Source organism: Streptomyces sp. HSG2 (genome assembly GCF_016598575.1).
Classification (GTDB): Bacteria; Actinomycetota; Actinomycetes; order Streptomycetales; family Streptomycetaceae; genus Streptomyces.
Map to the genome: position 1 here is coordinate 2,210,931 of NZ_CP066801.1, position 26,635 is coordinate 2,237,565.

At 73.3% G+C, this 26,635-nt stretch carries 26 protein-coding genes; 10 read left to right on the top strand and 16 right to left on the bottom strand.

The window, feature by feature from the left end; all coding sequences use genetic code 11:
- Positions 1 to 19: 19 nt before the first annotated feature.
- Positions 20 to 1,144: a DNA integrity scanning diadenylate cyclase DisA gene (gene disA, locus JEK78_RS09110; protein WP_200263591.1), complete on the top strand. Its 1,125-nt coding sequence runs from the start codon at positions 20 to 22 to the stop codon at positions 1,142 to 1,144.
- A gap of 99 nt (positions 1,145 to 1,243) precedes the next feature.
- On the opposite strand, the gene JEK78_RS09115 is transcribed toward disA, so the two are convergent.
- Entirely contained in the window at positions 1,244 to 2,038 is a 795-nt protein-coding gene (locus JEK78_RS09115; protein ID WP_200263592.1) for a hypothetical protein, read from the bottom strand.
- A 366-nt stretch (positions 2,039 to 2,404) separates the two neighbouring features.
- On the opposite strand from JEK78_RS09115, the gene JEK78_RS09120 reads away from it, so the two are divergent.
- The 5 genes from JEK78_RS09120 (at position 2,405) to cseC (ending at position 6,930) form a co-directional block, all read left to right on the top strand.
- A complete protein-coding gene (locus JEK78_RS09120) occupies positions 2,405 to 3,382 on the top strand; it encodes an A/G-specific adenine glycosylase (RefSeq protein ID WP_200263593.1) in 978 nt (325 codons plus the stop codon).
- Between the two features lie 193 nt (positions 3,383 to 3,575).
- Positions 3,576 to 4,115 carry a SigE family RNA polymerase sigma factor gene (locus JEK78_RS09125; RefSeq protein WP_200263594.1) on the top strand — a complete coding sequence of 180 codons (540 nt, stop codon included), beginning with the start codon at positions 3,576 to 3,578 and terminating at the stop codon, positions 4,113 to 4,115.
- A gap of 47 nt (positions 4,116 to 4,162) precedes the next feature.
- Positions 4,163 to 4,774, top strand: a complete 612-nt coding sequence (locus JEK78_RS09130) for a hypothetical protein (protein ID WP_200264065.1) — start codon at positions 4,163 to 4,165, stop codon at positions 4,772 to 4,774.
- Between the two features lie 103 nt (positions 4,775 to 4,877).
- A complete protein-coding gene (gene cseB, locus JEK78_RS09135; RefSeq protein ID WP_200263595.1) occupies positions 4,878 to 5,582 on the top strand; it encodes a two-component system response regulator CseB in 705 nt (234 codons plus the stop codon).
- A 19-nt stretch (positions 5,583 to 5,601) separates the two neighbouring features.
- Positions 5,602 to 6,930, top strand: a complete 1,329-nt coding sequence (cseC, locus tag JEK78_RS09140; RefSeq protein WP_200263596.1) for a two-component system sensor histidine kinase CseC — start codon at positions 5,602 to 5,604, stop codon at positions 6,928 to 6,930.
- A gap of 161 nt (positions 6,931 to 7,091) precedes the next feature.
- Here cseC and JEK78_RS09145 read toward each other — a convergent pair whose 3' ends face one another.
- The 13 genes from JEK78_RS09145 to JEK78_RS09200 form a co-directional block, all read right to left on the bottom strand.
- A complete protein-coding gene (locus JEK78_RS09145) occupies positions 7,092 to 7,838 on the bottom strand; it encodes a M23 family metallopeptidase (protein WP_200263597.1) in 747 nt (248 codons plus the stop codon).
- Positions 7,839 to 8,077: 239 nt separating this feature from the next.
- Positions 8,078 to 8,209 carry a hypothetical protein gene (locus JEK78_RS23665; protein ID WP_277953068.1) on the bottom strand — a complete coding sequence of 44 codons (132 nt, stop codon included), beginning with the start codon at positions 8,207 to 8,209 and terminating at the stop codon, positions 8,078 to 8,080.
- 181 nt (positions 8,210 to 8,390) lie between these two features.
- Complete coding sequence (locus JEK78_RS09150; protein ID WP_200263598.1) at positions 8,391 to 10,919, bottom strand: ATP-dependent Clp protease ATP-binding subunit; 2,529 nt, start codon at positions 10,917 to 10,919, stop codon at positions 8,391 to 8,393.
- Between the two features lie 668 nt (positions 10,920 to 11,587).
- Positions 11,588 to 11,923: an Lsr2 family protein gene (locus tag JEK78_RS09155; RefSeq protein ID WP_200263599.1), complete on the bottom strand. Its 336-nt coding sequence runs from the start codon at positions 11,921 to 11,923 to the stop codon at positions 11,588 to 11,590.
- Positions 11,924 to 12,188: 265 nt separating this feature from the next.
- The gene (locus JEK78_RS09160; protein ID WP_200263600.1) at positions 12,189 to 12,722 is read right to left on the bottom strand and encodes an amino-acid N-acetyltransferase; all 534 of its coding nucleotides are present in this window, start codon (positions 12,720 to 12,722) and stop codon (positions 12,189 to 12,191) included.
- Between the two features lie 9 nt (positions 12,723 to 12,731).
- Positions 12,732 to 13,148, bottom strand: coding sequence for a BlaI/MecI/CopY family transcriptional regulator (locus JEK78_RS09165; RefSeq protein WP_200263601.1), 417 nt, complete (start codon positions 13,146 to 13,148; stop codon positions 12,732 to 12,734).
- A 252-nt stretch (positions 13,149 to 13,400) separates the two neighbouring features.
- Complete coding sequence (locus JEK78_RS09170) at positions 13,401 to 13,571, bottom strand: hypothetical protein (RefSeq protein WP_200263602.1); 171 nt, start codon at positions 13,569 to 13,571, stop codon at positions 13,401 to 13,403.
- A gap of 37 nt (positions 13,572 to 13,608) precedes the next feature.
- Entirely contained in the window at positions 13,609 to 14,334 is a 726-nt protein-coding gene (locus JEK78_RS09175) for a hypothetical protein (protein WP_200263603.1), read from the bottom strand.
- A 115-nt stretch (positions 14,335 to 14,449) separates the two neighbouring features.
- Positions 14,450 to 15,247, bottom strand: coding sequence for a type III pantothenate kinase (locus JEK78_RS09180; protein ID WP_200263604.1), 798 nt, complete (start codon positions 15,245 to 15,247; stop codon positions 14,450 to 14,452).
- Positions 15,248 to 15,258: 11 nt separating this feature from the next.
- Complete coding sequence (gene nadC / locus JEK78_RS09185) at positions 15,259 to 16,242, bottom strand: carboxylating nicotinate-nucleotide diphosphorylase (protein ID WP_200263605.1); 984 nt, start codon at positions 16,240 to 16,242, stop codon at positions 15,259 to 15,261.
- The gene (locus tag JEK78_RS09190) at positions 16,239 to 17,963 is read right to left on the bottom strand and encodes an L-aspartate oxidase (protein WP_200263606.1); all 1,725 of its coding nucleotides are present in this window, start codon (positions 17,961 to 17,963) and stop codon (positions 16,239 to 16,241) included. Before JEK78_RS09190 ends, nadC begins: the two co-directional genes overlap by 4 nt.
- Positions 17,960 to 18,952, bottom strand: a complete 993-nt coding sequence (gene panC, locus JEK78_RS09195) for a pantoate--beta-alanine ligase (RefSeq protein WP_200263607.1) — start codon at positions 18,950 to 18,952, stop codon at positions 17,960 to 17,962. The genes JEK78_RS09190 and panC overlap by 4 nt, the downstream gene beginning before the upstream one ends.
- The gene (locus JEK78_RS09200; protein WP_200263608.1) at positions 18,949 to 19,878 is read right to left on the bottom strand and encodes a DUF2520 domain-containing protein; all 930 of its coding nucleotides are present in this window, start codon (positions 19,876 to 19,878) and stop codon (positions 18,949 to 18,951) included. Before JEK78_RS09200 ends, panC begins: the two co-directional genes overlap by 4 nt.
- A 559-nt stretch (positions 19,879 to 20,437) precedes the next feature.
- On the opposite strand from JEK78_RS09200, the gene JEK78_RS09205 reads away from it, so the two are divergent.
- Together JEK78_RS09205 and JEK78_RS09210 are read left to right on the top strand one after the other, a co-directional pair.
- Positions 20,438 to 21,532, top strand: a complete 1,095-nt coding sequence (locus JEK78_RS09205; RefSeq protein ID WP_200263609.1) for a DUF5937 family protein — start codon at positions 20,438 to 20,440, stop codon at positions 21,530 to 21,532.
- 206 nt (positions 21,533 to 21,738) lie between these two features.
- Positions 21,739 to 22,173, top strand: coding sequence for a VOC family protein (locus tag JEK78_RS09210; protein WP_200263610.1), 435 nt, complete (start codon positions 21,739 to 21,741; stop codon positions 22,171 to 22,173).
- Between the two features lie 177 nt (positions 22,174 to 22,350).
- On the opposite strand, the gene JEK78_RS09215 is transcribed toward JEK78_RS09210, so the two are convergent.
- On the bottom strand, positions 22,351 to 23,550 hold the full coding sequence (locus JEK78_RS09215) for a sensor histidine kinase (protein ID WP_200263611.1): 1,200 nt from the start codon (positions 23,548 to 23,550) through the stop codon (positions 22,351 to 22,353).
- Between the two features lie 120 nt (positions 23,551 to 23,670).
- On the opposite strand from JEK78_RS09215, the gene JEK78_RS09220 reads away from it, so the two are divergent.
- Positions 23,671 to 24,714: an SAM-dependent methyltransferase gene (locus JEK78_RS09220; RefSeq protein WP_200263612.1), complete on the top strand. Its 1,044-nt coding sequence runs from the start codon at positions 23,671 to 23,673 to the stop codon at positions 24,712 to 24,714.
- Here JEK78_RS09220 and JEK78_RS09225 read toward each other — a convergent pair.
- Positions 24,679 to 25,830, bottom strand: coding sequence for an NADH-quinone oxidoreductase subunit D (locus tag JEK78_RS09225; RefSeq protein ID WP_200263613.1), 1,152 nt, complete (start codon positions 25,828 to 25,830; stop codon positions 24,679 to 24,681). The genes JEK78_RS09220 and JEK78_RS09225 overlap by 36 nt on opposite strands.
- 270 nt (positions 25,831 to 26,100) lie before the next feature.
- Here JEK78_RS09225 and JEK78_RS09230 point away from each other — a divergent pair, with 270 nt between their 5' ends.
- Positions 26,101 to 26,604 (top strand): PH domain-containing protein, encoded by a 504-nt coding sequence (locus tag JEK78_RS09230; RefSeq protein ID WP_200263614.1) that lies wholly within the window; start codon positions 26,101 to 26,103, stop codon positions 26,602 to 26,604.
- The last annotated feature ends 31 nt before the right edge of the window (positions 26,605 to 26,635 follow it).

Consider the following 26,635-nt stretch of genomic DNA (forward strand, 5'->3'; position numbering starts at 1 on the left):
CTGCGACCGGAGGAGTGCAGTGGCAGCCAACGACCGGGCAGCGGCTCCCGGCAAGTCCGCAGCGAGTGCCGGCTCCGAGGGTCTGATGCGCGCCACGTTGAGCGCGGTGGCGCCCGGCACGGCGCTCCGGGACGGGCTGGAGCGGGTGCTGCGCGGCAACACCGGCGGCCTGATCCTGCTCGGTTCCGACCGGACGGTGGAGGCCATGTGCACCGGCGGATTCGTCCTCGACGTCGAGTTCACCGCGACCCGGTTGAGGGAGCTGTGCAAGCTCGACGGTGGCATCGTGCTCTCGGCGGACCTTTCCAAGATCCTTCGCGCGGGTGTCCAGCTCGTCCCGGACCCGACGATCCCGACGGAGGAGACCGGCACCCGCCATCGCACGGCGGACCGGGTCAGCAAGCAGGTCGGCTTCCCGGTCGTGTCGGTCTCGCAGTCGATGCGTCTGATCGCCCTCTACGTCGACGGGCAGCGGCGCGTCCTGGAGGACTCCGCGGCGATCCTGTCCCGAGCCAATCAGGCGCTGGCCACCCTGGAGCGCTACAAACTGCGTTTCGACGAGGTCGCCGGGACCCTCTCCGCCCTGGAGATCGAGGACCTCGTCACCGTCCGTGATCTGTCCTCGGTCGCCCAGCGGTTGGAGATGGTGCGGCGGATCGCGACCGAGATCGCCGAGTACGTGGTGGAACTGGGCACCGACGGGCGGCTGCTGGCCCTGCAGCTGGACGAGCTGATCGCCGGCGTGGAGCCGGAGCGCGAGCTGGTGGTCCGCGACTACGTGCCGGAGCCGACGGCGAAGCGGTCCCGGACGGTGGAGGAGGCGCTGGCCGAGTTGGACAAGCTCTCCCACGCCGAGCTGCTGGAACTGAACACGGTGGCGCGCGCCCTGGGGTACGCGGGGTCGCCGGAGTCGCTGGACTCGGCCGTGTCGCCGCGCGGTTTTCGACTGCTGGCCAAGGTGCCGCGGCTGCCGGGCGCGATCATCGACCGGTTGGTGGAGCACTTCGGGGGCTTGCAGAAGCTGTTGGCCGCCAGCGTCGACGACCTCCAGGCCGTGGAGGGGGTCGGCGAGACCCGGGCCCGCAGTGTGCGCGAGGGGTTGTCCCGGCTCGCGGAGTCCTCGATCCTGGAGCGCTACGTCTGATCCGTCCGGTTCCCGAGGCGGGAGCCGCCCCGAATCGGGGTCGCGGTCTCCGCCTCGCCGCGAGCGGAGCGCCTCGCCGCCCGCCGGGTCCCGCCCCCGTCACTCGTCCGTCAGCGTGAAGGAGGCACGGACGGCGGGCAGGCCGGGAGACTCGGCCTCGGCCAGGTAGCGTCCGGGCCCGGCCTTGCCGGCGGGGGGTGTGCCGCACTTCGGTGCGCTCGCCCCGCGGTCCCACCGCAGGGTGTGGGTCACGGCGGTGCCGGCGGGGACGCGGTAGGCGAGGCTCCCCGGGTCCTCGGGGCAGTGGCCGGAGGACCAGTACGCGTCCTGGTCGTCCTCGGGCGTGATGGTCAGGACGACCCGCTCGGGGCCGAGGTCGATCGCGCAGTCCGCGTCGGAGGTGTTGCGCACGGTCAGTTCGAGGGTCGGGGTGGCGTCGGTCGGATAGGTCTCCCGGGTGCCCCGGAGCCGCCACTCGACGGCGCTCGCGGCGCAGGCCTCGAGCCCGGAGCCCGCCGGGAGGACGTCGTCGGAACCGACGACCACGGGGGCGTCGGACGCGGTCGCGTCGCTCTCCTCCGGATCGGCGCTCCCGGAGCCGCGACCGGCGGGTTCCTCGTCCCCGGCATCCTCGTCGTCCGGCTCGTCCCGGCCGCCCGGCGCCCGGCTGATCGCCGGACCGGAGCTGGAGGGGCCAGGGGTGATCGAGGGAACGGGACTTCTCGCGTCGGCGTCCGATCCGGCGGCGCCTTCCCCGCCCCCGGCGTCGCCTCCCGCGGTCACCGCCCAGGTGATCAGCAGCGCCGCCAGGACGACCACGGACACCAGGATGGCCCTCCGTCGCCAGTAGATGGAGGAGGGAAGCGGCCCGACCGGATTGCGCAGAGATCCCACGGCCCAAACTGTACGAGAGATCGATGCCGGGCCTTGCCCCACCCGCCGGTCCGTACATCGACTTTTCCGGATCATCGTTCCGGTGAGCCGCCACTCTCGGTCGAATCCTCCCGGCGCCCGGCCTTCTCGGCCGAGGCGGACCGGACCGTCGCGCGCCGGGTCCCGCCGGACCGGGCGGCGAGGCGGGGGTCGCCTGGAGGCGTTCCGCCGAGGAGGCGTCGGGCTCGTGCGCGCGGTCCACACCGGGTCGCGCCCCCGGACCTACGCCCGGGACGGCCGCTCGTGCCCCCCGCCGGGTGGCGCTCGGCACCCGGCGGGGTGCGGTGTGGCCACGCGGGGCTCCGCCCGTGGCAGGATCGCAGAGCCATGACTGTGCCCACGAAGCCCTCGCCCACCGGTTCCCGTCACCCGGCCCCCGACTCCGTCTCCCCCGACGCTCCAGGCACCCCGGTACCGCCGGAGGACCGCCCGGGGCTCCCGTTGCACACCCCGGTCATCGACTGGTTCGACGAACACGCGCGCGACCTGCCCTGGCGGCGCCCCGAGGCCGGAGCGTGGGGGGTGATGGTCAGCGAGTTCATGCTCCAGCAGACTCCCGTGGCGCGGGTCCTTCCCGTGTACGAGCAGTGGATGGCCCGCTGGCCCCGGCCCGCCGACCTGGCCGTCGAGGCACCCGGGGAGGCCGTCCGCGCCTGGGGACGCCTCGGCTACCCCCGACGCGCGCTGCGACTGCACGGCGCCGCCACCGCCATAGCGGAACGGCACGGCGGCGACGTGCCGACCGAACACGCCCAGCTCCTCGCCCTCCCCGGCATCGGCGAGTACACGGCGGCGGCCGTGGCCTCCTTCGCCTACGGTCGGCGGCACCCGGTCCTCGACACCAACGTCCGGCGGGTCCTTGCCAGGGCGGTGTCCGGCGTGCGGTACCCGCCCAACGCCACGACGGCCGCCGAGCGCAGGCTCGCCCGGGAATTGCTGCCGGAGGACGACGCCACGGCCGCGCGCTGGGCCGCCGCCTCCATGGAACTGGGCGCGCTGGTCTGCACGGCTCGGAACGAGTCGTGCCACCGGTGCCCGATCTCGGAGCGGTGCGCCTGGCGCCTGGCGGGCAAGCCCGCCCACGCGGGACCGGCACGCCGGGGCCAGACGTACGCCGGCACGGACCGGCAGGTCCGCGGTCGGCTCCTCGCCGTGCTCCGCGAGTCGCACTCCCCGGTACCGAGGGCGACGCTGGACCGCGTGTGGCACGAGCCCGTGCAGCGGGCCCGCGCCTTGGACGGCCTGGTCTCGGACGGCCTGGTGGAGCCACTTCCCGACGGACGCTACCGCCTTCCGCTGGCCTGAGGTCGGCCACGGCGGTCGGCCGCCGGGTCCCGCGAACTGTCGCCGATCGGACTGTTACACGATCGAGGGGCAGTCGAGGGTCGACCGCTGGCCGCCTCGGACCGTGCCGTGACAACGCCTCCCTACCTTCGTGTCGTGCCCCGGCGGCAGCCGCGGGGCACGACACGACGGCACACACGGGAGGCGGTTCACCATGGCGCAAGGCGAGGTGCTGGAGTTCGAGGAGTACGTCCGAACCCGGCAGGAAGCGCTGCTGCGCAGCGCCCGCCGCCTGGTCCCCGACCCCGTCGACGCCCAGGACCTGTTGCAGACCGCCCTCGCCAGGACGTACGGGCGCTGGGAGAGCATCGAGGACAAGCGCCTGGCCGACGCCTATCTGCGGCGGGTGATGATCAATACGCGTACCGAGTGGTGGCGCGCGCGCAGGCTGGAGGAGGTGCCCACCGAGGAGCTGCCGGAGGCCGGCGTCGACGACTCCGCCCAGCAGCACGCCGATCGCGCCCTGTTGATGGAGGTCATGCGGGTGCTGGCCCCGAAGCAGCGCAGTGTCGTGGTACTGAGACACTGGGAGCAGATGTCCACCGAGGAGACCGCCGCCGCCCTCGGCATGTCGGCGGGAACGGTCAAGAGCACGCTGCACCGGGCGCTCGCCCGGCTCCGTGAGGAGCTGGTCGCCCGCGATCGGGACGCACGCGCGCCGGAGCGTGAGGAGCGGGAGCGGTGCGCGGCCTGACGGTCGACCGGAACTCCGGCTCGGCCGGGGGCACCCGGCGGAGTCGTGTGGGCGGGCGAGTGGTGGCCGCGGCGAGCGCGGGCTCCGCCGCTCTCGCCCTGGTCGTCGCCGGCTGCGGCGCCGGTGGGACCGGGACCCGCGACGAGGGGCCGGCGCGCGCGGGGGCGGTGACGGAGGAGACCGCGTCGCCCGTGTCCGCCTCGCCGATCCCCGACCGAGTCGACGCCGTCCGGCTGCTGAAGTCGGACCCGCGCGTCTCGGCGGAGGTCAAGAGCGAACTCGAACCGTGCGTGGCCGACGAGTACCCGATCGACGTCAGCTACGGGCAGCTGACGGGCGACGGGGCCGAGGAGGTCGTCGTCAACGTGCTGACCTGTGGTGACGCCGTGGGCGTGGGGAGCTACGTGTACCAGAGGGAGGCGGGCCGCTACGAGAACGTCTTCGCCGCCGAGGAGCCGCCGGTCTACGCGGAGATCGACCGGGGTGACCTGGTGGTGACCCAACAGGTGTACGACCATGGGGATCCGGTGTCCAGCCCCTCCGGCGAGAACGTGATCACCTATCGCTGGTCGGGCGGGCGGTTCGCCGAGGAGGCCCGCGCCCACCACGCGTACGACGGCGCGGACCGCTCGTCGACGTCCGCCGAGGGCCGCGGCTGAGCCCGGGCCCGGAGGGCGACACGGAGGTCCCCGGGCATCGGAGGGGCTCACTGGAGGTGGCGGGAGAACGGCCACCGCGCACACGAGGACTGAGAGCGACCGGATGGCAGACCAGACACACGTCCTGTTCGTCGAGGACGACGACGTCATCCGCGAGGCCACCCAGCTCGCCCTGGAGCGGGACGGTTTCGCGGTGACCGCCAGGCCGGACGGTCTGACCGGCCTGGAGGCGTTCCGGGCGCGGCACCCCGACATCGCCCTGCTCGACGTCATGGTCCCGGGGCTCGACGGGGTCAGCCTCTGCCGCCGCATCCGGGACGAGTCCACCGTTCCGGTGATCATGCTCTCGGCACGGGCGGACAGCATCGACGTGGTGCTGGGATTGGAGGCCGGCGCGGACGACTACGTCACCAAGCCGTTCGACGGCGCGGTCCTGGTCGCCCGCATCCGCGCCGTGCTGCGTCGGTTCGGGCACGCCGGAGGCGACGACCGCCGGGAGACGTCCGACCGGACCACCGGGACGGGCCCGCTCACCTTCGGCGACCTGGTGGTCGACACCGAGGGCATGGAGGTACGCCGCGCCGGACGGCCCGTCTCGCTGACCCCGACCGAGATGCGCCTCCTGTTGGAGTTCTCCTCCGCTCCGGGCACGGTGCTCTCCCGGGACAGGCTGCTGGAGCGGGTCTGGGAATACGGCTGGGGCGGTGACACCCGGGTCGTGGACGTCCACGTGCAGCGGCTGCGGACGAAGATCGGCCAGGACAGGATCGAGACCGTCCGCGGCTTCGGCTACAAACTGAGGGCCTGACCACGTGTGGGCCCCCCTGATGCGACCGGTCGCCGGCCGCGTGCGCCACACCGGGATCCGAACCGGCCTGCGGTGGCAGGTCAGCGCGGCGATCGCGCTGGTCGGCGCTTTGGTCGCGGTGGCCCTCAGCCTGGTCGTGCACAACGCGGCGCGGATGTCGATGCTGGACAACGCCCGCGACCTCGCCGACGAACGGGTCGTCGTGGCCCAACGGAACTACGAGCTGTCCGGGCGACTCGGCTTCCCCCAGGCGGAGATCGACGACCCGGAGTTGCCGGCCGCGCTCCGCGCGAGCGTCGAGGACGGGCGCCGGGCGACGTACGTGACGGAACAGCCGGACGGCGTGACCGACATCTGGGCGGCGGTTCCGCTCCGGAACGGCCAGGTGCTGTCGCTGCACACGCCGTTCACCGACCGCAGCTCGGACATCCTCGCCGACCTCGACAAGGCCCTGGTGATCGGCTCGATCGCGGTCGTGCTGGGCGGAAGCGTCCTGGGCGTGCTCATCGGCAGGGAGCTGTCCCGGCGGCTGCGACGGGCCGCCGCGGCGGCGAACCAGGTCGCACGGGGCGACAGCCTCGTACGGGTGAGGGACGCGATCGGGCCGAGGCTGCGGGACGAGACCGACGACCTGGCCCGCGCGGTCGACGCCATGGCCGACGCGCTCCAGGAACGGCTGGAGGCCGAGCGCCGAGTGACCGCCGACATCGCCCACGAGCTGCGCACCCCCGTCACGGGGCTGCTGACCGCCGCCGAACTGCTGCCTCCGGGACGCCCCACAGAGCTGGTGCTGGACCGGGCCAAGGCCATGCGCACCCTGGTGGAGGACGTCCTCGAAGTGGCCCGACTGGACAGCGCATCGGAGCGGGCGGAAGCGCAGGTCGTCCCGCTCGGCGAGTTCGTCGCCCGCCGTGTCGCGGCACGGTCCCCGGACGTCGAGGTGCGGGTGATCCGGGAAGCCGAGGTGACCACCGATCCCCGGCGGCTGGAACGGGTCCTGGTCAACCTGCTCGCCAACGCCGAACGCCATGCCCGACCCCCGGTCGTGGTGACCGTCGACGGCCGCGTCGTCCGAGTGCGCGACCACGGACCGGGTTTCCCCGCCGCGCTGCTGGCCGAGGGGCCGAGCCGCTTCCGCACCGGAAGCGCCGACCGGGCCGGGGGCGGGCACGGACTCGGTCTGACCATCGCGGTCGGGCAGGCCCGGGTCCTGGGCGCCCGGTTGTCGTTCCACAACGCCGCCCCCGAGGGATCGGAGACCGGGGGGGCCGTCGCCGTGCTGTCGCTTCCGGGCCGGGCGCCGTCCGCCGCCGAGAGCGGTCCCCTGCCGAGACCGCCGGTGAGCTGAGCCGCCCGGCGCCCACGCGAGGGGTCTCCTCGCCGGGCCGCCACACGCGGGCCGGACACACGAGGGGGAGCGGGCCCCGGTGGGCTCCGCTCCCCTCGGGCGGCCGGGCCGCTGGGCCCGTGCTCCGCCCTCGTCCTCGCGCGCGGCGCGGGTCCGATCCGTCAGACCGTGACGCCCTTCGACTGAAGGAAGGCGACCGGGTCCACGGCCGTGCCGTAGGCGGCGGAGGTGCGGATCTCGAAGTGCAGGTGAGGCCCGCTGGAGTTACCGGTGTTGCCGGACTTGGCGATCTCCTGGCCGGTCTCCACCGTCTGGCCGGCCCGCACCTCGACGTCGGAGAGGTGGGCGTACTGCGAGTAGCTGCCGTCGTCGTGCTTGATGACGACGGCGTTTCCGTAGGCCGGCCCGTCGCCGGCGCCGTCACCGCCCGCCTTCACGACCGTACCGTCGTGGATGGCCACCACCTGCGTGCCCACCGGCACGGCGAAGTCCTGGCCACTGTGGGTGGACTGCCACATGCCGCCGCTCTGGGCGTACCCGGCGGTCAGCGTGTAGTCCTCCACCGGGTCGACCCAGGCGGGAGCGGCCGTCTCGGCGGCGACCGGCTCCGCTTCGACCTGCTCGGCCTCGGCCTTCTCCGCCTCGGCGGCCTTCTCCTGGGCCGCCTTCTCCGCCTCGGCGGCCTTCTCCTCGGCGGCCTTCTCCGCCTCGGCAGTAGAGGAGTCCTGGGCCTCGGCGCCGGGGGCGGCGGCGCTGACGCTGGTGCTTTCGGTGGTCGCCGCCGTCTCTACGGCGACCGCGACCCCGGCCCCCAACGCCACCGAGGCACCGAGACCGGCGGCCAGCACGGCGGCGCGGGCACGGAACGTGGACGGCTGGGGGATGCGGGACGTGATACGCGGGGACATGCGGACCTCATGGGGAACGGGAGCGGGGGAACGCCCGACCCGGACACGCAAGGGGTCGCCGGGTGGGCCACCCCTTGGTAACCCAAGCGGTCATATCGACACAAAGGTGTGACCTACGACCCGCTCTCGTACATCTCCATGCCATCACCCCATCCAACCCAGATCACCCATATCGGACGCGGCGCTTCGAACGGCGACGGAACCCCCGCGCCGCCTCGCGGCCCGAAGGACGCGCGCTCCTACGACGCCTCGTAGGTGACGCGCGTCGCGTGCCGCACGTCACCGACGCCACCCACGACGACCGCCCGGAGCGTGGCCTGGACCACCCGACGCATCGTCCCGGGAGCGGCTGCCAGGACGGTCCGGTTCACGAACGCCGTCGCCCGCCGTCGGATCGCCCACCACCGTCCGCGGCGGGCGATCCGACGGCGGGCGAGGCCCGAGCCGGACACGCGAGGCGCTGCCGGGCGCCGGTCACGGAGCCTCGGCACGCCGAAGGGGCCGGTGCCAGGCACCGGCCCCTTCGGGTCGAGGTCTCCCCGCGGGACGGGGCTACGCCTCCTTGCTCAGGTTCGGACCGGCTCCGCCGGTCGCCTGCTCGATGGGCGGGACGTCGGGCAGCGCCGCCTTCTCCTCACCCCGGAAGGTGAAGGTCCGGGAGTCGCCCTCCCCCTCGGTGTCCACGACCACGATGTGCCCCGGACGCAGCTCGCCGAAGAGGATCTTCTCCGAGAGCGCGTCCTCGACTTCGCGCTGGATGGTCCGGCGCAGCGGACGTGCCCCCAGCACGGGGTCGTAGCCCTTCTTGGACAGCAGTTCCTTGGCGGACTGGGAGAGCTCGATCCCCATGTCACGGTCCTTGAGCCGCTCGTCGACCTTGCCGATCATCAGGTCGACGATCTTGAGGATGTCGTCCTGGCTCAGCTGCGGGAAGACCACCACGTCGTCGACACGGTTCAGGAACTCGGGACGGAAATGCTGCTTCAGCTCGTCCGAGACCTTGTTCTTCATGCGCTCGTAGTTGGTCTTCGTGTCACCCGCGGCGGCGAAGCCGAGGTTGAAGCCCTTGGAGATGTCCCGGGTGCCGAGGTTGGTCGTCATGATGATGACCGTGTTCTTGAAGTCCACGACCCGGCCCTGGGAGTCGGTCAGGCGACCGTCCTCCAGGATCTGCAGCAGCGAGTTGAAGATGTCCGGGTGCGCCTTCTCGACCTCGTCGAACAGCACCACCGAGAACGGCTTGCGACGGACCTTCTCGGTGAGCTGGCCGCCCTCCTCGTAGCCCACGTATCCGGGGGGCGAGCCGAAGAGCCGCGAGACCGTGTGCTTCTCGCTGAACTCGGACATGTCAAGGGAGATCAGGGCCTCCTCGTCGCCGAAGAGGAACTCGGCGAGCGCCTTGGACAGCTCGGTCTTGCCGACTCCGGAGGGGCCGGCGAAGATGAACGACCCACCGGGGCGCTTCGGGTCCTTCAGCCCGGCACGCGTGCGGCGGATGGCCCGGGAGAGCGCCTTGACCGCGTCCTTCTGGCCGATGACCCGCTTGTGCAGCTCCTCTTCCATCCGGAGCAGCCTGCTGGACTCCTCCTCGGTCAGCTTGAAGACGGGAATGCCGGTGGCCGTCGCGAGGACCTCGGCGATCAGCTCGCCGTCCACCTCGGCGACGACGTCCATGTCGCCAGCCTTCCACTCCTTCTCCCGCTTGGCCTTGGCGGCGAGAAGCTGCTTCTCCTTGTCACGCAGGGAGGCCGCCTTCTCGAAGTCCTGCGAGTCGATCGCGGACTCCTTGTCCCGGCGGACCCCGGCGATCTTCTCGTCGAACTCGCGCAGGTCCGGCGGGGCGGTCATCCGACGGATCCGCATCCTCGACCCGGCCTCGTCGATCAGGTCGATGGCCTTGTCGGGAAGGAAGCGGTCGGAGATGTAGCGGTCGGCCAGCGTGGCGGCCTGGACCAGCGCCTCGTCCGTGATCGACACCCGGTGGTGCGCCTCGTAGCGGTCCCGCAGGCCCTTGAGGATCTCGATCGTGTGCGGCAGCGACGGCTCGGCGACCTGGATCGGCTGGAAGCGGCGCTCCAGGGCCGCGTCCTTCTCCAGGTGCTTGCGGTACTCGTCCAGCGTGGTCGCGCCGATGGTCTGCAGCTCGCCTCGGGCCAGCATCGGCTTGAGGATGGAGGCCGCGTCGATGGCGCCCTCGGCGGCGCCCGCGCCGACCAGGGTGTGCAGCTCGTCGATGAACAGGATGATGTCGCCGCGGGTGCGGATCTCCTTGAGCACCTTCTTCAGGCGCTCCTCGAAGTCGCCGCGGTACCGCGAACCGGCGACCAGGGCGCCGAGGTCCAGGGTGTAAAGGTGCTTGTCCTTCAGCGTCTCGGGCACCTCGCCCTTGACGATGGCCTGGGCGAGGCCCTCCACGACGGCCGTCTTGCCGACGCCGGGCTCACCGATAAGCACCGGGTTGTTCTTGGTGCGGCGGGACAGCACCTGCATGACCCGCTCGATCTCCTTCTCGCGCCCGATGACCGGGTCGAGCTTGGATTCGCGGGCGGCCTGGGTGAGGTTGCGGCCGAACTGGTCGAGGACCAGGGACGTCGAGGGCGTGCCCTCGGCGGGGCCACCGGCCGTCGCGGCCTCCTTGCCGCCCTGGTATCCGGAGAGCAGCTGGATGACCTGCTGCCGCACTCGGTTCAGGTCGGCGCCCAGCTTGACCAGGACCTGGGCGGCGACACCCTCGCCCTCGCGGATCAGGCCGAGCAGGATGTGCTCCGTGCCGATGTAGTTGTGGCCGAGCTGGAGGGCCTCACGAAGCGAGAGCTCCAGAACCTTCTTGGCACGGGGGGTGAAGGGAATGTGTCCGGACGGGGCCTGCTGGCCCTGACCGATGATCTCCTCCACCTGCTGGCGGACCGCCTCGAGCGAGATCCCGAGGCTCTCAAGGGCCTTGGCGGCGACACCCTCACCCTCGTGGATCAGACCCAAGAGGATGTGCTCGGTGCCGATGTAGTTGTGGTTGAGCATCCGGGCTTCTTCCTGAGCCAGGACGACAACCCGCCGCGCGCGGTCGGTGAACCTCTCGAACATCGTTAATCGCTCCTCAGAGCGGTCAGGCAGTTAGGGGAACTTCCCCTCCCTGTCCTTCCGCAGCTTAGTCCCGCGAGCGGGGACCGCTCATTCCGACTGTCGACACCCGTACCTGGCCTCCTGACCCCGAACGCCGACATGTGCTCCAACCCGATGGTGCGAGACGATGTTCCCGCAGGCCAAGCGGATACCCCACTCGCCAGTACGCCGATGGCGAACGCGAGACGGTCGAACCTGCGTGTCGCCCCCTCCCACAAGGGATGTCCTACCCGAAGACCGGGGTCGGCCATGCCGATTCGCCCCTTCTCCTCCGCTACGGGCGAACAAGCCGGCGCCGCCGCCCGCCACCGTGCGGCACCCCTCCGGCGGCGGAACGCGTCCGCCCGGGTACTCGGTGTGGTCGGCTTCGGCCTTCTCGGACCCGTTCGCCCCCGGGCCGGCCCCCGCTGCGGTCGAGCGCCCTTCCGCGCCCGGCGTGGTGCGCACCGCGCGCCTCCGCGCTCGCCGGCCCCCCAGCCGACGAGCGCGACAGCCGCCCGCACGACCGGGGCACGTTCGCGCCCCGGCGTGGGAACACGAGATCCCGGCCCCCTCCGTCCCGCTCTGGCGGAGGACCGCCACCGCCTTCGAACCCGGGTGCGTCGTTCACCCGTGGTCCGTCGGTCGACTCAGGCGTTGGCCTTCTCGTAGGCCTCACGGATGCTCGCCGGGACCCGGCCCCGGTCGTTGACGTCGTAGCCGTTCTCCTTCGCCCAGGCCCGGATCGCGGCCGTGTCCTGGCCGGAGCCGGCGGAAGCCGAACGTCCCTTGCCACGTCCCGAGGCACGCCCGCCGGTGCGCCGACCGCCCTTCACGAAGGGCTCCAGCAGCCCACGCAGCTTGTCCGCGTTGGCGGTGGTGAGGTCGATCTCGTAGGTCTTGCCGTCCAGCGCGAACGTCACGGTCTCGTCAGCCTCGCCACCGTCGAGGTCGTCGACAAGAAGGACCTGAACCTTCTGTGCCACCGGATTTCCTTTCATCGATAACTGAGGACCTGGGGTGCCGGCGTCCCGCCGTATCGCCGTCCCCTGATATACGCAGTACTGCAGTACGCCGGAAAGCAAACCGCCTTTGCCCGGAAAACACAAACCCCCCGCCGCGCCGCCCCGCTCCCCGACCGTCCGGAAAGCTGCGCGTTTCGGACATAGGGAACCGCGACCCGGCGGCGGCGCCCGGAATAGCGCCACGGGGCGCCTCGGGATGCCGACGGATCACGACTCCCCCGAGAGATCACAGATGCAGAAGCATCCGACTGTTACCCAAGGTGTTCGGTTTCACTCGTTCGAGACCGAGGAACTCCGCGACACCCTCGTCATAGGAACGGAGCAGCTCCGCGTAGACATCGGTGTCGACCGGGGTCTCACCGATCTCGACGAAGCCGTGCCGGCCGAAGAACTCGACTTCGAAGGTCAGGCAGAATACGCGCCGAACTCCCAGCAGGCGCGCGGTCTCCAGCAACTTCTCCAGGACTCGGTGACCCACGCCGGCGCCCTTCAGGTCGGGCTTGACGGCCAGCGTCCGGACCTCGGCGAGGTCCTCCCACATCACGTGCAGCGCGCCACAGCCCACCACCTCGCCGTCCTCGCCGCGGACCGCCACCCAGAACTCCTGGACGTCCTCGTAGAGCGTCACCATCGCCTTGTCGAGCAGGATGCCTCCGCGGGCGTAGGCGTCGAGCAGGCCGCGCACGGCCGGGACGTCGGCGGTGCGGGCACGGCGAACGGTGAAGGTGTTCACGGGGGTTTGGGAACGCGCTGCTGACATGGGCGGACGTTATCGCCCGTCACCGTCCCGGACCGAGGCGGGGTTGACACCCGGGGCGGGATCGGCGACGCGGCCGGAAGCCCCTCCGAGGGCCCCCGCCTCGGGCCCCCGGACGACCCGGATGGCGTCGTCGAGTGCCCGATGCTGCTCCTCGCTCATCATCCCGAAGAAGGCGACGAGGGCGGCTGCCGGGTTGTCGCTCTGCGACCAGGCGTCGTTCATCAGGGCAGCCGCGTACGCGGCCCGGGTGGAGACCGCCTCGTACCGATAGGCCCGGCCTTCCGCCTCGCGGCGCACCCAGCCCTTCTGATGGAGATTGTCCAGAACGGTCATCACCGTGGTGTACGCGATGGACCGCTCCCGCTGGAGATCTTCCAGCACTTCCCGAACGGTGACCGGGCGGTTCCACTTCCACACCCGCGTCATGACCGCGTCTTCGAGTTCTCCCAATGGGCGAGGCACAGCTCAGCACAGTAGCGGCAGATCCCGCCAATTACCTGATGAATGAGCGTTTCGAGTGGCAAATGGGTTGGGGTGATGGCAAACGGGGCAACGAGGCGCACCGGTCGCACGAAATTCGGCGCGCTCCCCTCCGTGCATCGACGCGCCCTCCTCGGGGTCGGTGCACGCCCTCCTCGGGGTCGGTGCGCCCCGGTCCCACGCGCCCCGGTGCCCGGCTCAGGAACCCGGGGCATCCCGCCCCGACCGGACTCGCGCGAGGGCCGCGTCGACGACCGCGTCCTCCTTGGCCTTGTTGGCGCCCCCCTGGGACTTGATGATCACCCGGATCACGGCGACGAAGAGCACGGCCATGACGGCCGGCGGCAGGAGAGCGGAGACGTAGTCCATGGCTCCAGGGTAGCCGGCGGCCGTCCGGGGTCGGCGGTCAGCCGGCGGCGAGGCGGGCGGGGCCCGCGTGGCCGCCGGGAGCGGGCCGATCGGGCTTGCGCCGGGGGAACACCTCCCCCGGGGTGGGGATCGGCCGTTTGGGCGGGGACGGCCGGGGAGCGGGTTCCCGTGCCGGCTTCGGCGCCGGCTTGGGAGCGGGCCGGCGTTCCGGCTCCTTCTCCGGGGCGCTGGAGGGCTCGCGGTCGGGCGGTGTCGCGGCGCGGGCGGAACGACCGCCGGGGAGGGCCAGCAGGCGGGTCCGCGAAGCGAAGGCCACCGGGCGTCCTTCCGGCAGCCGCGCCGGGGGAACACCGGCCGCCTCCCTGGCACGGGGGAGGGCCGCGGGCGGCACGAGCGCTCGGCAGCGCTCCAGGAGGGGGCCGGCCCCGGGGTGATCTCCGGCCGCCAGACGGTCCAAGGCGGCGAGGTCGTCGGCGTGGGGGAGGTGACCCGAGGCCAACGCCTCGTCCAGACGGGTCAGATAGCCCGCGGCGGCCCCGGGCAGCGCCGCGCGGTACCGGGCGAGGTCGGCCGCCAGAAAGGCCCGCAACCGGGCGCTCTCCCGCGTCGCCTCGTCCAGGAGGACGGAGAGGCGGAGGCAGTCCTCGGCGTCCTCGGCCGAGACGGGGCTGGAGTGGAGGGCGAGGGCGAGGGCGCGACGGAGCACACGCAGCTCCTCCGCGCCGAACGCCAGGCCGCCGCGCGATCCGTATGGCGTGGGCATGCGGCGACGATACGCGCTAATCAGACAAACTCGACATACGGGGCGGGTGTGGCGTGTGGTGCCACCCGGGTGGGGGTGCGTCGCCGCCCCACCCGCCCATCGAGTCCCCCGGGGGCTACCCGCGGCCCACGTTGCGCTCGTAGACCATGCGCAGCCCCTTGAGGGTGAGCCACGGCTCGTGCTCGTCGATCACCGAGGACTCCCCCAGCACGACCGAGGCCAGCCCACCCGTCGCGATCACGGTCACCTCGTCCGGATCGTCGGCGAGCTCCCGCGCCATCCGCCGTACCAGGCCGTCGACCTGCCCGGCGAACCCGTAGACGATGCCCGCGCGCATCGCCTCCACCGTGTTCTTGCCGATCACGCCGCGAGGACGGACCACCTCGATCTTGCGGAGCTGCGCCCCCCTGACCCCGAGGGCCTCGACGGAGATCTCGACTCCGGGCGCGATGGCCCCGCCCACGTACTCCCCGCGCGCGCTGATCGCGTCGAAGGTCGTCGCCGTCGCGAAGTCCACGACGATTGCCGGTCCGCCGTACAGACCGGCGGCCGCGACCGCGTTGACGATCCGATCGGCCCCGACCTCCTTGGGGTGGTCGGTGAGGATCGGCACCCCTGTGCGCACGCCCGGCTCGACGAGCACCGCGGGCACGTCGCCGTAGTACCGCCGCGTCACCTCGCGAAGCTCGTGCAGCACCGACGGGACGGTCGCGCAGATCGCGATGCCGTCGATCCCGTCGCCCAGGTCGTCGCCGAGCAGCGGGTGCCTCCCCATCAGGCCCTGGAGCAGGACCGCCAGCTCGTCGGCGGTCCGGCGGGGGTCCGTGGAGATGCGCCAGTGTTCCACGACGTCCTCTCCGTCGAACAGGCCCAGAACCGTCTGGGTGTTGCCCACGTCGATGGTCAGCAGCATGAGGTCGCTTCCTACTCCGCCGGTCGCAGGTCGAGCCCGACGTCCAGGATCGGGGCCGAGTGGGTGAGAGCACCCACCGCGAGGTAGTCGACGCCGGTGGCGGCGTAGGCGCCGGCGTTCTCCAGAGTGAGTCGCCCGGACGCCTCCAGAGCGGCCCGGCCCCCGGTCAGGGCCACCGCCTCCGCGCACTCGCCGGGGGTGAAGTTGTCCAGCAGGATCACGTCGGCACCCGCCTCCAGGACCTCGCGGAGCTGGTGCAGGGTGTCGACCTCGACCTCGACGGGCACACCGGGGAAACGCTCCCGGACCGCCCGAAAGGCCGGCGCCACGCCCCCCGCGGCCACCACGTGGTTGTCCTTGACGAGCGCGGCGTCCGACAGGGACATGCGGTGGTTGACGCCGCCGCCGCACCGCACCGCGTACTTCTCCAACGCGCGGAGTCCGGGCGTGGTCTTGCGGGTGTCGCGCACCCGGGCGCCGGTGCCCGCCAGAGCGTCGGACCACGCACGGGTCGCGGTCGCGATCCCGGACAGCCGACACAGGAGGTTCAGCGCGCTGCGTTCGGCGGTGAGCAGGTCGCGGGTGCGTGCCGTGACCGAGAGCAGCCGCTCGCCGGGCGCGACCCGGTCGCCGTCCTCCCGGTGCCGTTCCACCTCCAGGGTGTCCGAGCACACCACGGAGAAGATCGCCTCGGCCACCCGGAGGCCGGCCACCACACCCGCCTCGCGGGCGACGAGGTCCGCGGTGGACACCTCGTCCTCGGGGATGGTGGCGACGGTGGTGACGTCCACCCCGCCGGCGAGGTCCTCCCGCACGGCGACGGTGGCCACGTCCTCGACCTCGACGGGGTCGAGACCGGCGTCCGCGAGGATCCGGGCGAGCGCGGGGTCCAGGCCGCACTCCGCGCGGTCCTCGTCGGCCGGGCGGGCGCGGTCGGCTCGGGTGCCGCGGCCGGCTGAGTCGAGGGAAAGTTCGGTGGAGGTCACGTCGGTCACTGCTCCTGAGGGCTCTGCCGGGGTGCTGCGGTCGGGGGGAAATCGGTGGACCCGGTGGTGCTCACAGCCAGAGCGCGGTCCGGGCCGAGACGGACGACGACGTGCCGGCGCCACGCGGCGTCGTCGCGGTCGGGACGGTCCTCGCGCCAGTGGCACCCGCGGGTCTCCTCGCGCAGCGCCGCCGCCGCGACCAGCACCCGCGCGACGCACAACAGGTTGGTGGCCTCCCAGGTGTCCACACCCGGTTCGGCGGTCTTGCCACGCTCGCGCAGCGCGTCGCGCGCCTCCGCGTAGAGGAGGTGGAGTCGATCGGCCGCGCGGGCCAGGGACTCGGCCGACCGCAGGACGCCCGCGCCATCGGTCATGATCCGCTGGATGGCGAACCGCGCCTCGGCGGGGAGGAGGGGGTGGCCGGGCGCCTCCGGGTGCGGAACGGGCCCCGGCACCCGCGCGGGCAGGCCGCCGGCGCGCGCGCCCGAGGCGATGTCGGCCGCGATGCGCTCGGCGTACACCAGCCCCTCCAGCAGGGAGTTGGAGGCGAGTCGGTTGGCGCCGTGGACACCTGTGCAGGCGACCTCGCCGCAGGCGTACAGGCCGGGGACCGTGGTCCGGCCACGGGAGTCGGTGCGGACGCCGCCGGATGCGTAGTGGGCCGCGGGGGCGATCGGAATCGGCTCGGTCACCGGGTCGATGCCGTTGGCGCGGCAGGCGGCGAGGATGGTCGGGAAACGGTGTTCCCACATGTCGGCCCCGAAGCCTCGCGCGTCGAGGTACATGTGCTCCGCGCCCATCTCCCGCATTCGCCGCATGATGTTCTTCGCGACGATGTCCCGCGGCGCGAGGTCGGCCATCTCGTGCCGGCCTCGCATGAAGCGCACCCCGTCCGCGTCGACCAGGTGGGCGCCCTCCCCGCGCACCGCCTCCGACACCAGGGGTTGCTGGCCCTCCGCGTCCGCGCCGAGAAAGAGCACGGTGGGGTGGAACTGCACGAACTCCAGGTCGCTCACCTCCGCGCCCGCGCGCAGCGCCAGCGCGACACCGTCACCGGTGGAGACCGAGGGGTTGGTGGTGGCCGAGTACACCTGACCCATTCCGCCCGTCGCCAGCACCACGGCGGGCGCGTGCACGGCACCGACCCCGTCGTGCTGTCCCTCCCCCATGACGTGCAGGGTGACACCGGCGGCGTGACCCTCGCCATCCGTCAGCAGGTCCAGGACGAGGGCGTTCTCGACAGTGCGGACGCCCCGTGCGCGCACCGCCTCGACGAGCGCGCGGGAGATCTCCGCGCCCGTCGCGTCGCCGCCCGCGTGCGCGATCCGGCGGCGATGATGCCCGCCCTCCCGGGTCAGCTCGAGACGGCCCTCCCCGGACTCGTCGAACCGGGCGCCGGTGTCGATCAGCCGGCGCACCGCCGCCGGGCCCTCGGTGACCAGGAGACGGACCGCTTCCTCGTCGCACAGGCCGGCCCCGGCCACCAGAGTGTCGCTCAGGTGCTGTTCCGGGGTGTCGCCCTCGCCCAGGGCGGCGGCGATGCCGCCCTGGGCCCAGCGGGTGGAACCGTCGTCGAGGCGTGCCTTGGTGACGACCACGGTGCGCAGACCGGCGGCCTCGCAGCCCAGGGCGGCGGTGAGACCGGCGACCCCGGAGCCGACGACGACCACGTCCGCGGTGACCGCCCAACCGGGCGCGGGGGCGTGCAGACGTATGCCCGTGCTGCTCACGAGGCGGCTCCGAAGGTGAGGGCGACGTTGTCGATCAGCCGGGTCGCGCCGACGCGCGCGGCGACGGCGAGCACGGCTTCACCGAGGTGATCGTCCCCGATCTCGGCGAAGTCCTCGGGATCCACCAGCGCCAGGTAGTCCAGCTCCAGTGGCGGGGTGAGTCCGGCCGCCTCCTCGAGTACCTGCCGGGCGGCGTCGCGGACGGCGGCGGCGGCACCGGGCTCGGCCAACGACACGGCGTGTGCGTCCGCCGCCGCGCGCGCCTCGCCCAGCGCGTCGAGCGCCTCGGCCCGGGATCGGGTGCCCGGCACCTCGCGGGCCCGGGCACGGAGCGCCTCCTGGGCGGCGTGCCGGTCGGCACCGGCGAACAGAGCCTGGGAGAGCGCCAGCGCGGTGCGCCGCTCGGGCACCGACAGGTAGCGGTTGCGACTGGAGAGGGCCAGGCCGTCCTCCTCGCGGACCGTGGGGACGCCGACGACCTCCACGCCGAAGTCGAGGTCGCGCACCATGCGGCGGACGAGTGCGAGTTGCTGGGCGTCCTTGCGGCCGAAGAACGCCAGGTCGGGTCGGGTGAGGTGGAGCAGCTTGGCGACGACGGTGAGCACCCCGTCGAAATGGCCGGGGCGGGAGGCCCCCTCCAGCCGCCGGCCCATCGGTCCCGCGCTGACCCGGACCCGCGGCTCGCCGCCCGGGTACACCTCCGCGACGGCGGGTGCCAGGACGGTGTCGGCGCCCGCCTCGGCGGCGAGCTCGACGTCCGAGTCGAGGGCGCGGGGGTAGCGGTCGAGGTCCTCGCCGGCTCCGAACTGGAGCGGGTTGACGAAGACCGTGACGACGACCTCGCCGGCCTGGCCGACTTCCGAACGGGCCTCGCGGATCAGGGCGGCGTGGCCCGCGTGGAGGGCGCCCATGGTCATCACCGCGGCCCGTCGCCCTCGCCGGGGCCGGGCGCGCAGCTCGGCCGCGGTGCGCAGCAGCGTCGTGGTCATCGGGCGTCTCCCTCGGTGCGGGCCGTACCGTCGGCGAGTACCCCGAGCAGGGCCTCGGCGTGCTCGGGTCGAAGCCGGCCACCGGCGAGCGCCCGGTCGGCGGTGGCGCGGGCCATCGCCACATAGCCGGCGGCGACCTGCGGGGCGTGCGCCCGCAACTCCTCGATGTGGGCCGCCACGGTGCCGGCGTCGCCGCGCGCCACGGGACCGGTGAGCGCCGCGTCGCCGGACCTCAGGGTGTTGTCCAGGGCGGCCCCCAGGAGAGGCCCGAGCATGCGGTCCGGTGCCTCGACGCCGGCCGCCCGCAGCACCTCCATGGCCTGGGCGACGAGAGTGACCAGGTGGTTGGCGCCGAGGGCGAGCGCCGCGTGGTAGAGCGGGCGCCTTTCCTCGGCGATCCACTCGGGTTCGCCGCCCATCTCGATCACCAGGGCCTCGGCGGCCAGCCGGAGTCCGTCGGGTGCCGTCACACCGAAGGAGCAGCCGGCCAGGCGCCGCACGTCCACGGGCGTGCCGGTGAACGTCATCGCCGGGTGCAGGGCCAGCGGGAGGGCGCCCTCCCGCTGCGCCGGGGCCAGGACACGCGCGCCGAACCGCCCGGAGGTGTGCGCCAGCAGTTGTCCGGGCCGTACCGCCCCGGTCTCGGCGAGCCCCCTCACCAGGCCGGGCAGCGCGTCGTCGGGGACGGTCAGGAGCACCAGTTCGGCGCGGCGCAGCACTTCGGCCGGCTCGACCAGGGGGACGCCCGGGAGCAGCGCCGCGGCCCGCTCGCGGGAGGCGTCGGAGACGCCGGAGACGGCGACCGGGCGGTGCCCGGCGAGTCCGAGCGCTGCCGCGAGCGTGGGCCCCACGCGGCCGGCGCCGACGACACCGACGGTCAGCCTGGCCGGGCGGGCGCGGGGATCGTGCTGTGAGGCTGTGTTCACGCGGAGGTGGCCTTCCCGTTCCAGTCCGCTTCGGGTACCGGACGACTTCTCGTCATGCTAACGCGCCGGATTCGGGCGGTGTCCCCCGTCGTCCCCGACGGTGGCCGAGGGCGGGCGGGCGCGAGCGCGGGCGGGGCCCGGCAACCGGGGCGGAATCCCCCTCCCTCAACGGACCGCGCGCGGGGGTCGGGCCGGGGGGCGACCTCCGGCGATCCGCCGGAGCACGCCCACGACGGACCGGCGCGAGCCCGCGAGGCGGCCCACGCCCCACCGGTACGCTCCGCGCGGGCGCGCTCGGGCGGAGGCCGTACGCCCCAGCCCGGCCGGCGGGCGCGCGGCCGGGCTGGGGCGCAGACGGTCTCGGTGAACGGCGAGAACGTACTCCTGGCTCGGGATCACGATCGGTCCGCCCTTCGTGGCGAGGTGACAGCGACGGTTCGGGCGGTATCGCCTCGACCGGACCCCAGGCTGTGCCACCCGCCCTCGACCGGGCACGCCGATTGACGCCGACGGTCAATCGGCGGCGGGCCCGACCGCCGACTCGTGCACCATGGGACGCATGAGCGTGACGATCGACGTGCGGGGACTCGCCCCCGAGCGGGTCGCCGTGGTGCCGTCGCCCCTGGCCGAACTCGGCATGGCTCTGCACGCGTTGGCCGAGCCTGGGCACCACCCCGGGCTGCGGGGGTGGGCGGCGGAGGTGACGACGCGTCTCGACCCGCATCTGGCGGACCGGATGTGCGAGGCGGACTTCCTGTGGCGCACGACGTTCTCCGACCTGTTCCTGGCGTTCGCCGGCGTCCCCGGCGGCGGTCCGCCGGGCGCCTCGCTCGCCGAGGAACTGGACCTGATGGACCGGCTCTCGGACGAGCGCTTCGCGGACGCGGCGCTGGAGTTCGTCTGCGCACGGCCGGGAGACGGCGGCTCCGCGTCGGTCCTCGCGGACCGGGAGACACGCCGGTGGGCCCTGGATCTGGCCGCGGCCCGAGGGCCGCGACAACTGCGCTTCAGCGAGCGTCTGCTGGCCGATCCACCGCGCGTGCGTTCCTGGCTTCGCGGGTTCGTGGTCGACTGCGACGAGGCCTTCTTCGCGGAGGTCTGGGCGCGGCTGCGACCCGGACTCCACGCGGACGCCCGACACAGGACGGAGTTGCTGCGGCGTCGGGGCCTGGCCGCGGCGCTGTCGTCCGTCTCGACCGCCGTGTCGCTGGACGAGGACGCCGGGCTGGTCGTCGTCGACAAACTGGCGGAGGGCCGCTCCACGGCCGGCGAGGACGGTCTGTCCCTGGTGCCGACCAGTCTGGGCCGACCCCATCTGGTGGTGCTTCACCGGCCCGGATGGCGGCCGGTGCTGCACTACCCCGTCCACGCCGGGGAGCCCGCCCCGGCCGAGTCGCCCGCTCGGCGGATGGCGGCCCTGGCTCACCCGCTGCGGACGCGGCTCTGCCGCGATCTGGCAAGGGGCGCCTACACCACGGGCGAGTTGGCGCGCACCCACGGGGTCACGGCACCGGAGGTGTCCCGGCACTTGGCGGTGCTGAGGCGGGCGGGGCTGTTGACGTCGCGCCGCCGGGGGCGGTACGTGCAGTACCGGTTGGACGCGACCGCGGTCGCCCGGCTCGGCGACGACTTCCTGGAGAGCGTTCTGCGCTGACCGGACTCGACACCGTCGCCGGTCTCGGCCAATGGCCTCCATGTCGGGTCGCGGCGCCGGAACCCCCCGGAAACCGGCGCGCGGCAGAGCCCGTCCGTCCACGAGCACGGCCCCGACGCGCCTCCTTCGGGACGCCGCCGTCCGCCGTCGCCATGCCCGACAGCGGACGCGGACCGCCTGTCCCCACCCGCCTGTAGGGTGCCGGGATGACGTCGATCAAGCAGTTCCAGGTGACCTTCGACTGCGCCGATCCCGAACGACTCGCGGGCTTCTGGTGCGAGGTGCTCGGGTACGTCGTCCCGCCGCCGCCTCCGGGGTTCGCCGACTGGGCGGCCTTCGACCGGTCGTTGCCGGAGGAGCGGCAGGGCTCGGCGTTCGCCTGCGTCGACCCCTCCGGCACGGGCCCGCGTCTGTTCTTCAAGCGCGTGCCCGAGGGGAAGGTCGTGAAGAACCGGCTGCACTTGGACGTCCGGGCCGGCACGGGCCTGGTCGGCGAGGAGCGCGTCGCCGCCCTGGAGGCGGAGTGCGAGCGGCTCGTCGCCCTGGGAGCCGAGCGGGTGCGCCTGCTGCGGGCGGACGGCTTCGACGAGTCCTGCCTGGTGATGCGAGACATCGAGGGAAACGAGTTCTGTCTCGACTGAACCGCGGGCGAGTGGTTCGGCGCGGGCCGGACCACGAGCGGCGCGCGGACGGGGCGGGATCGTGCTTCTGAGGGGTCAGCGTTGCGCGTGCTCGGCGGACTGAGCGCGCAGCTCTGCCAGCCGCCTTTGGTACAGGGGTCCGGCGACGTGCGCGGCCCGTGCCTCACTCGGGGTCCCTCACAGCGCGGACCCGAGCGGCAGGAGCGCGCTGATGCGGAATCCGCCGCCCGCCCGGGGGCCGACGTCCAGGGTGCCCCCGACCATGCCCACCCGCTCGCGCATGCCGATGAGGCCGTGTCCCTCGCCGCAGGTCCCGCGGGCTTCGAGGACCTCCCGGGTGGCTCCCCTGCCGTCGTCCTCGACGAGCAGCCCGAGCCCGTCGTCGAAGTAGACCAGGCGCACGCTGGCGCCCGCGTCGGGACCACCGTGCTTGCGGGTGTTGGTCAGCGCCTCCTGCACGATCCGGTAGGCGGTCAGTTCCACGCCGCCGGGCAGCGCCCGAGGTGTCCCCTCGACCCTGAAGTCGACTGGCAATCCGGCACCCCGGCACTGTTCGACCAGGTCCCCGATGCGACCCACGTCGGGCTGCGGGAGGTAGTCCCCCTCCTGCCCGGGCTCTCCGGTGCGCAGCACGCCGAGCAGCCGGCGCATCTCGGCGAGGGCCTGACGACCGGTGGACGAGATGGCCTCCAGGGCCGTCCTCGCCTGGTCCGGCGCGGTGTCCAGGACGAAGGCCGCGCCGTCCGCCTGCACCACCATCACCGACACGTCGTGCGCGACGACGTCGTGCATCTCCCGCGCGATCCGCGCGCGTTCGGCGGCGACGGCGATCTGGTCCCGTGCCTCGCGCTCCCGTTCCAGTCGGGCCGCCCTCTCCTCCAACTCGGCGAGGTAGGCCCGGCGGGTGCGGACGGAGTCGCCGAGCACCCAGGCGAGGGCGAACGGCACGGCCTGGAAGGTGGCGATCAGGAGACCGCCCGCCGGCCCCGTCTGATCGCCGGGCCAGCGCAGCTGCGCCAGCGGAGCGGCGCAGAGGCCGGCGACCAGCGCGACGCGCGAGGCACGACGCCCCCCGGTGGCCGCCGCCGTGTGGACGACCGCTAGCAGCGCGAAGTCCGCGACCGTGACCGCGACGTCGAGCGCCAGCTGACCGAGCCCGAGGGCGATGCCCAGCCGCAGCATCCGCTCAGGGAAACGCCGGCGCAGGGCCATGGCGAGGCAGAGCAGCACCACGAAGGGAACGATCAGCGCGAGGTTCCCGGTACCGCTCTCGACACCCCCGACGACCGCCGCCAAGGAGACCGACATCAGGACCAGCGCCCAGAATCCGTCGACCTCGGTCGGGTGCCTGCGGAGAAAGTCGTAGACGCGCTGCACCCGATCCAGCGTAGGGACGGCGCGGTGGCGTTCGGGTCGCTCGGAGGGCCGATCCGCGCCGGGCTCTCCTACTCCGCAGGGTGGAGGCCCGCGCTCCGCCGGGGCGCTACCCTGAGCCCGGTGAGCGTGGGCGCGACGGGTCGGTGGCGGGGCTGGAGGGCCGCCACGCGGGACGCGCTGTACGGGCCGGAGGGCTTCTACCGCGGCCCCGGGGGGCGCCCGGCCGCGCACTTCCGCACCTCGGTGCACGCCTCGCCGCTCTTCGCCCGGGCCGTGGCGCGGCTGCTGCGCCGGGTCGACTCGGCCCTGGATCACCCGGAGCGCCTGGACTTCGTCGATCTCGCGGCGGGCCGGGGCGAATTGGTCACCGGTGTCCTCGGCGCCCTCCCCGCCGGCGTCGCCGACCGGGTGCGGGCCCACGCCGTCGAGATCGCCGACCGGCCCGAGGACCTCGACGCCCGGGTCACGTGGCGGAGCGAACCGCCACCGGGCGCGGTCGGGCTGCTCTTCGCCAACGAGTGGCTGGACAACGTACCCGTGGACGTCGCGGAGGTCGACGCCGGCGGCATCGCCCGACACGTCCTCGTCGACGCCCTCGGGAACGAGCGTCTCGGGGAGCGGATCACCGGCGAGGACGCCGCGTGGCTGGGACGTTGGTGGCCGCTGCCGGCGGTGCCGGGGCTGCGTGCGGAGATCGGCGCGCCGAGGGACGCGGCGTGGGCGGGAGCGGTGGGCTCCCTGGCGCGAGGGCTGGCGGTGGCGGTGGACTACGCGCACACCCGGGCGTCCCGCCCGCCGTTCGGCACGTTGACCGCCTACCGCGACGGCGGGGAGGTCGCCCCGGTCCCGGACGGCTCCCGCGACCTCACCGCGCATGTCGCGATCGACTCCTGCGCCCGGGCCGGAGCGGGCGCCGGACCCGCCACACGCCTGTACCGGCAGCGGGACGCGCTGCGCGCGTTGGGCGTGTCGGGCGCCCGGCCGCCCCTCGCGCTCGCCTCGACGCGACCGCACGCCTACGTACGGGCCCTCGCGGACGCCGTCGAGGCCGCCGAGCTGACCGCGCCGGGGGGCCTCGGCGACTTCCGCTGGCTGGCACAGGACGTCGGCGAGGTGGAGACCCGCGGGCTATTTGTCGATGTCGCCGACCACGAAGAAGAGTGACCCGAGGACGGCGACCATGTCCGACACCAGCGTGCCGGGCAGCAGTTCCGAGAGGACCTGCACGTTGTTGTAGGACGCCGAGCGCAGCTTCAGCCGGTACGGGGTCTTCTCCCCCTTGCTGACGAGGTAGTAGCCGTTGATGCCGAGCGGGTTCTCCGTCCAGGCGTAGGTGTGCCCCTCGGGCGCCTTGAGGACCTTCGGCAGCCGTTGGTCGACCGGACCGGGCGGCAACTCGGCCAGCCGGTCCAGGCAGGCGACGGCCAGCTCCAGGGAGTTGTGCGTCTGCTCCAGCAGGCACTCGAAGCGGGCGAGGCAGTCGCCCTCCTCGCGGGTGACGACCCGCAGGGTGTCCCGCAACTCCCCGTACGCGAGGTAGGGCTCGTCTCGACGCAGGTCGAAGTCGACGCCGGAGGCCCGCGCGGCCGGCCCGCTCACGCCGTAGGCGTGGACCGCCTCCGGTGTCAGCACACCCACACCCCGGGTGCGCGCGCGGAAGATCTCGTTGCCCAGCACCAGGTCGTCGAAGACGGCCAGGCGGGAGCGGACGGCCGCGAGGGCCGCCCGCGCGCGACCCGTCCAGCCCGCCGGAAGGTCCTCCTTGAGGCCGCCGACCCGGTTGAACATGTAGTGCATGCGTCCGCCGGAGACCTCCTCCAGCACGTCCTGAAGCGTCTCCCGCTCGCGGAAGGCGTGAAAGACGGGGGTGATCCCGCCCAGTTCCAAGGGGTAGGACCCGAGGAACATCAGGTGGTTCAGGGCACGGTTCAGCTCGGCCAGCAGGGTGCGCAGCCAGACCGCGCGCACCGGGACCTCCATGCCCAGCATCCGCTCCACGGCGAGCACCACGCCGAGTTCGTTGGAGAACGCCGAGAGCCAGTCGTGACGGTTGGCCAGGACGATGATCTGCCGGTAGTCACGTACCTCGAACAGCTTCTCCGCGCCGCGGTGCATGTAGCCGATCACCGGCTCCGCCCGGGTGACGCGCTCTCCGTCCAACACCAGGCGCAGCCGCAACACCCCGTGGGTCGAAGGATGCTGCGGTCCGATGTTGAGGACCATGTCGGTCCCCTCGACGGCGCCGCCCACACCGACCGTCGTCTCGGTGCCCGCGCTCATCGGGGCCCTCCGGGGAGGGGGCGCCCTCCACGGCCAGCGGGCGAGGGGACCGGACCGGAGTCGGTCCCCCGCGGGGCGCCTCCCCCGGAGGCGCCGTGCCGGTCGCCGGGTCCCCGGCGGTTTCCTCTGGAGACGGTGTGGGACCTCAACGGGAGTCCTCCGGGGGCGGTCGTCGACGGCGTGGGACACCCGGCGGGGCGACCGCCGGGCCCGTTCCCGGTAGGCGGGGGCGGGGAGCGTCCGGTGCACAGTCTCTCCTACCCTGAGCCGATGAAGACCGGTGACCCCGAACGCCCGGAAGCCCCGACGGACCCGACGTCGTGGACACCGCTGCCGCCCGGACTGTTGCGGATGCGACGCCTGATGCTGTCGGCGACGCTCGCCCCGTGTGCCCTCGCCGCCGGTCTGCTCCCCGGCCTGCTGGTCGGTCCCGCCTGGGCACTGCTCGCCCTGCCGTTGTCCGCGCCGGCGGCCTGGGCATGGGTCCTGCTGGGACGCAACTGGCGGTCCTGGCGGTATGCCGAGCGCGCCGACGACCTCCTCATCCGACGGGGGGTGTTGTGGCGACGCCAGACGGTCGTGCCCTACGGCAGGATGCAACTGGTCGAGGTGACGTCGGGGCCGCTGGAGCGGCGGTTCGGTCTGGCCCGGGTGCGGCTGCACACGGCCGCCGCCGCGACCGACGCGACGCTGCCCGGCCTTCACCCGGCGGAGGCCGCACGGCTGCGCGACCGGCTCACCGAGATGGGCGAGGCCAGGGCGGCGGGGCTGTGACCGGGCCCGCGTCGGTGGGGTCCGCGCCGAG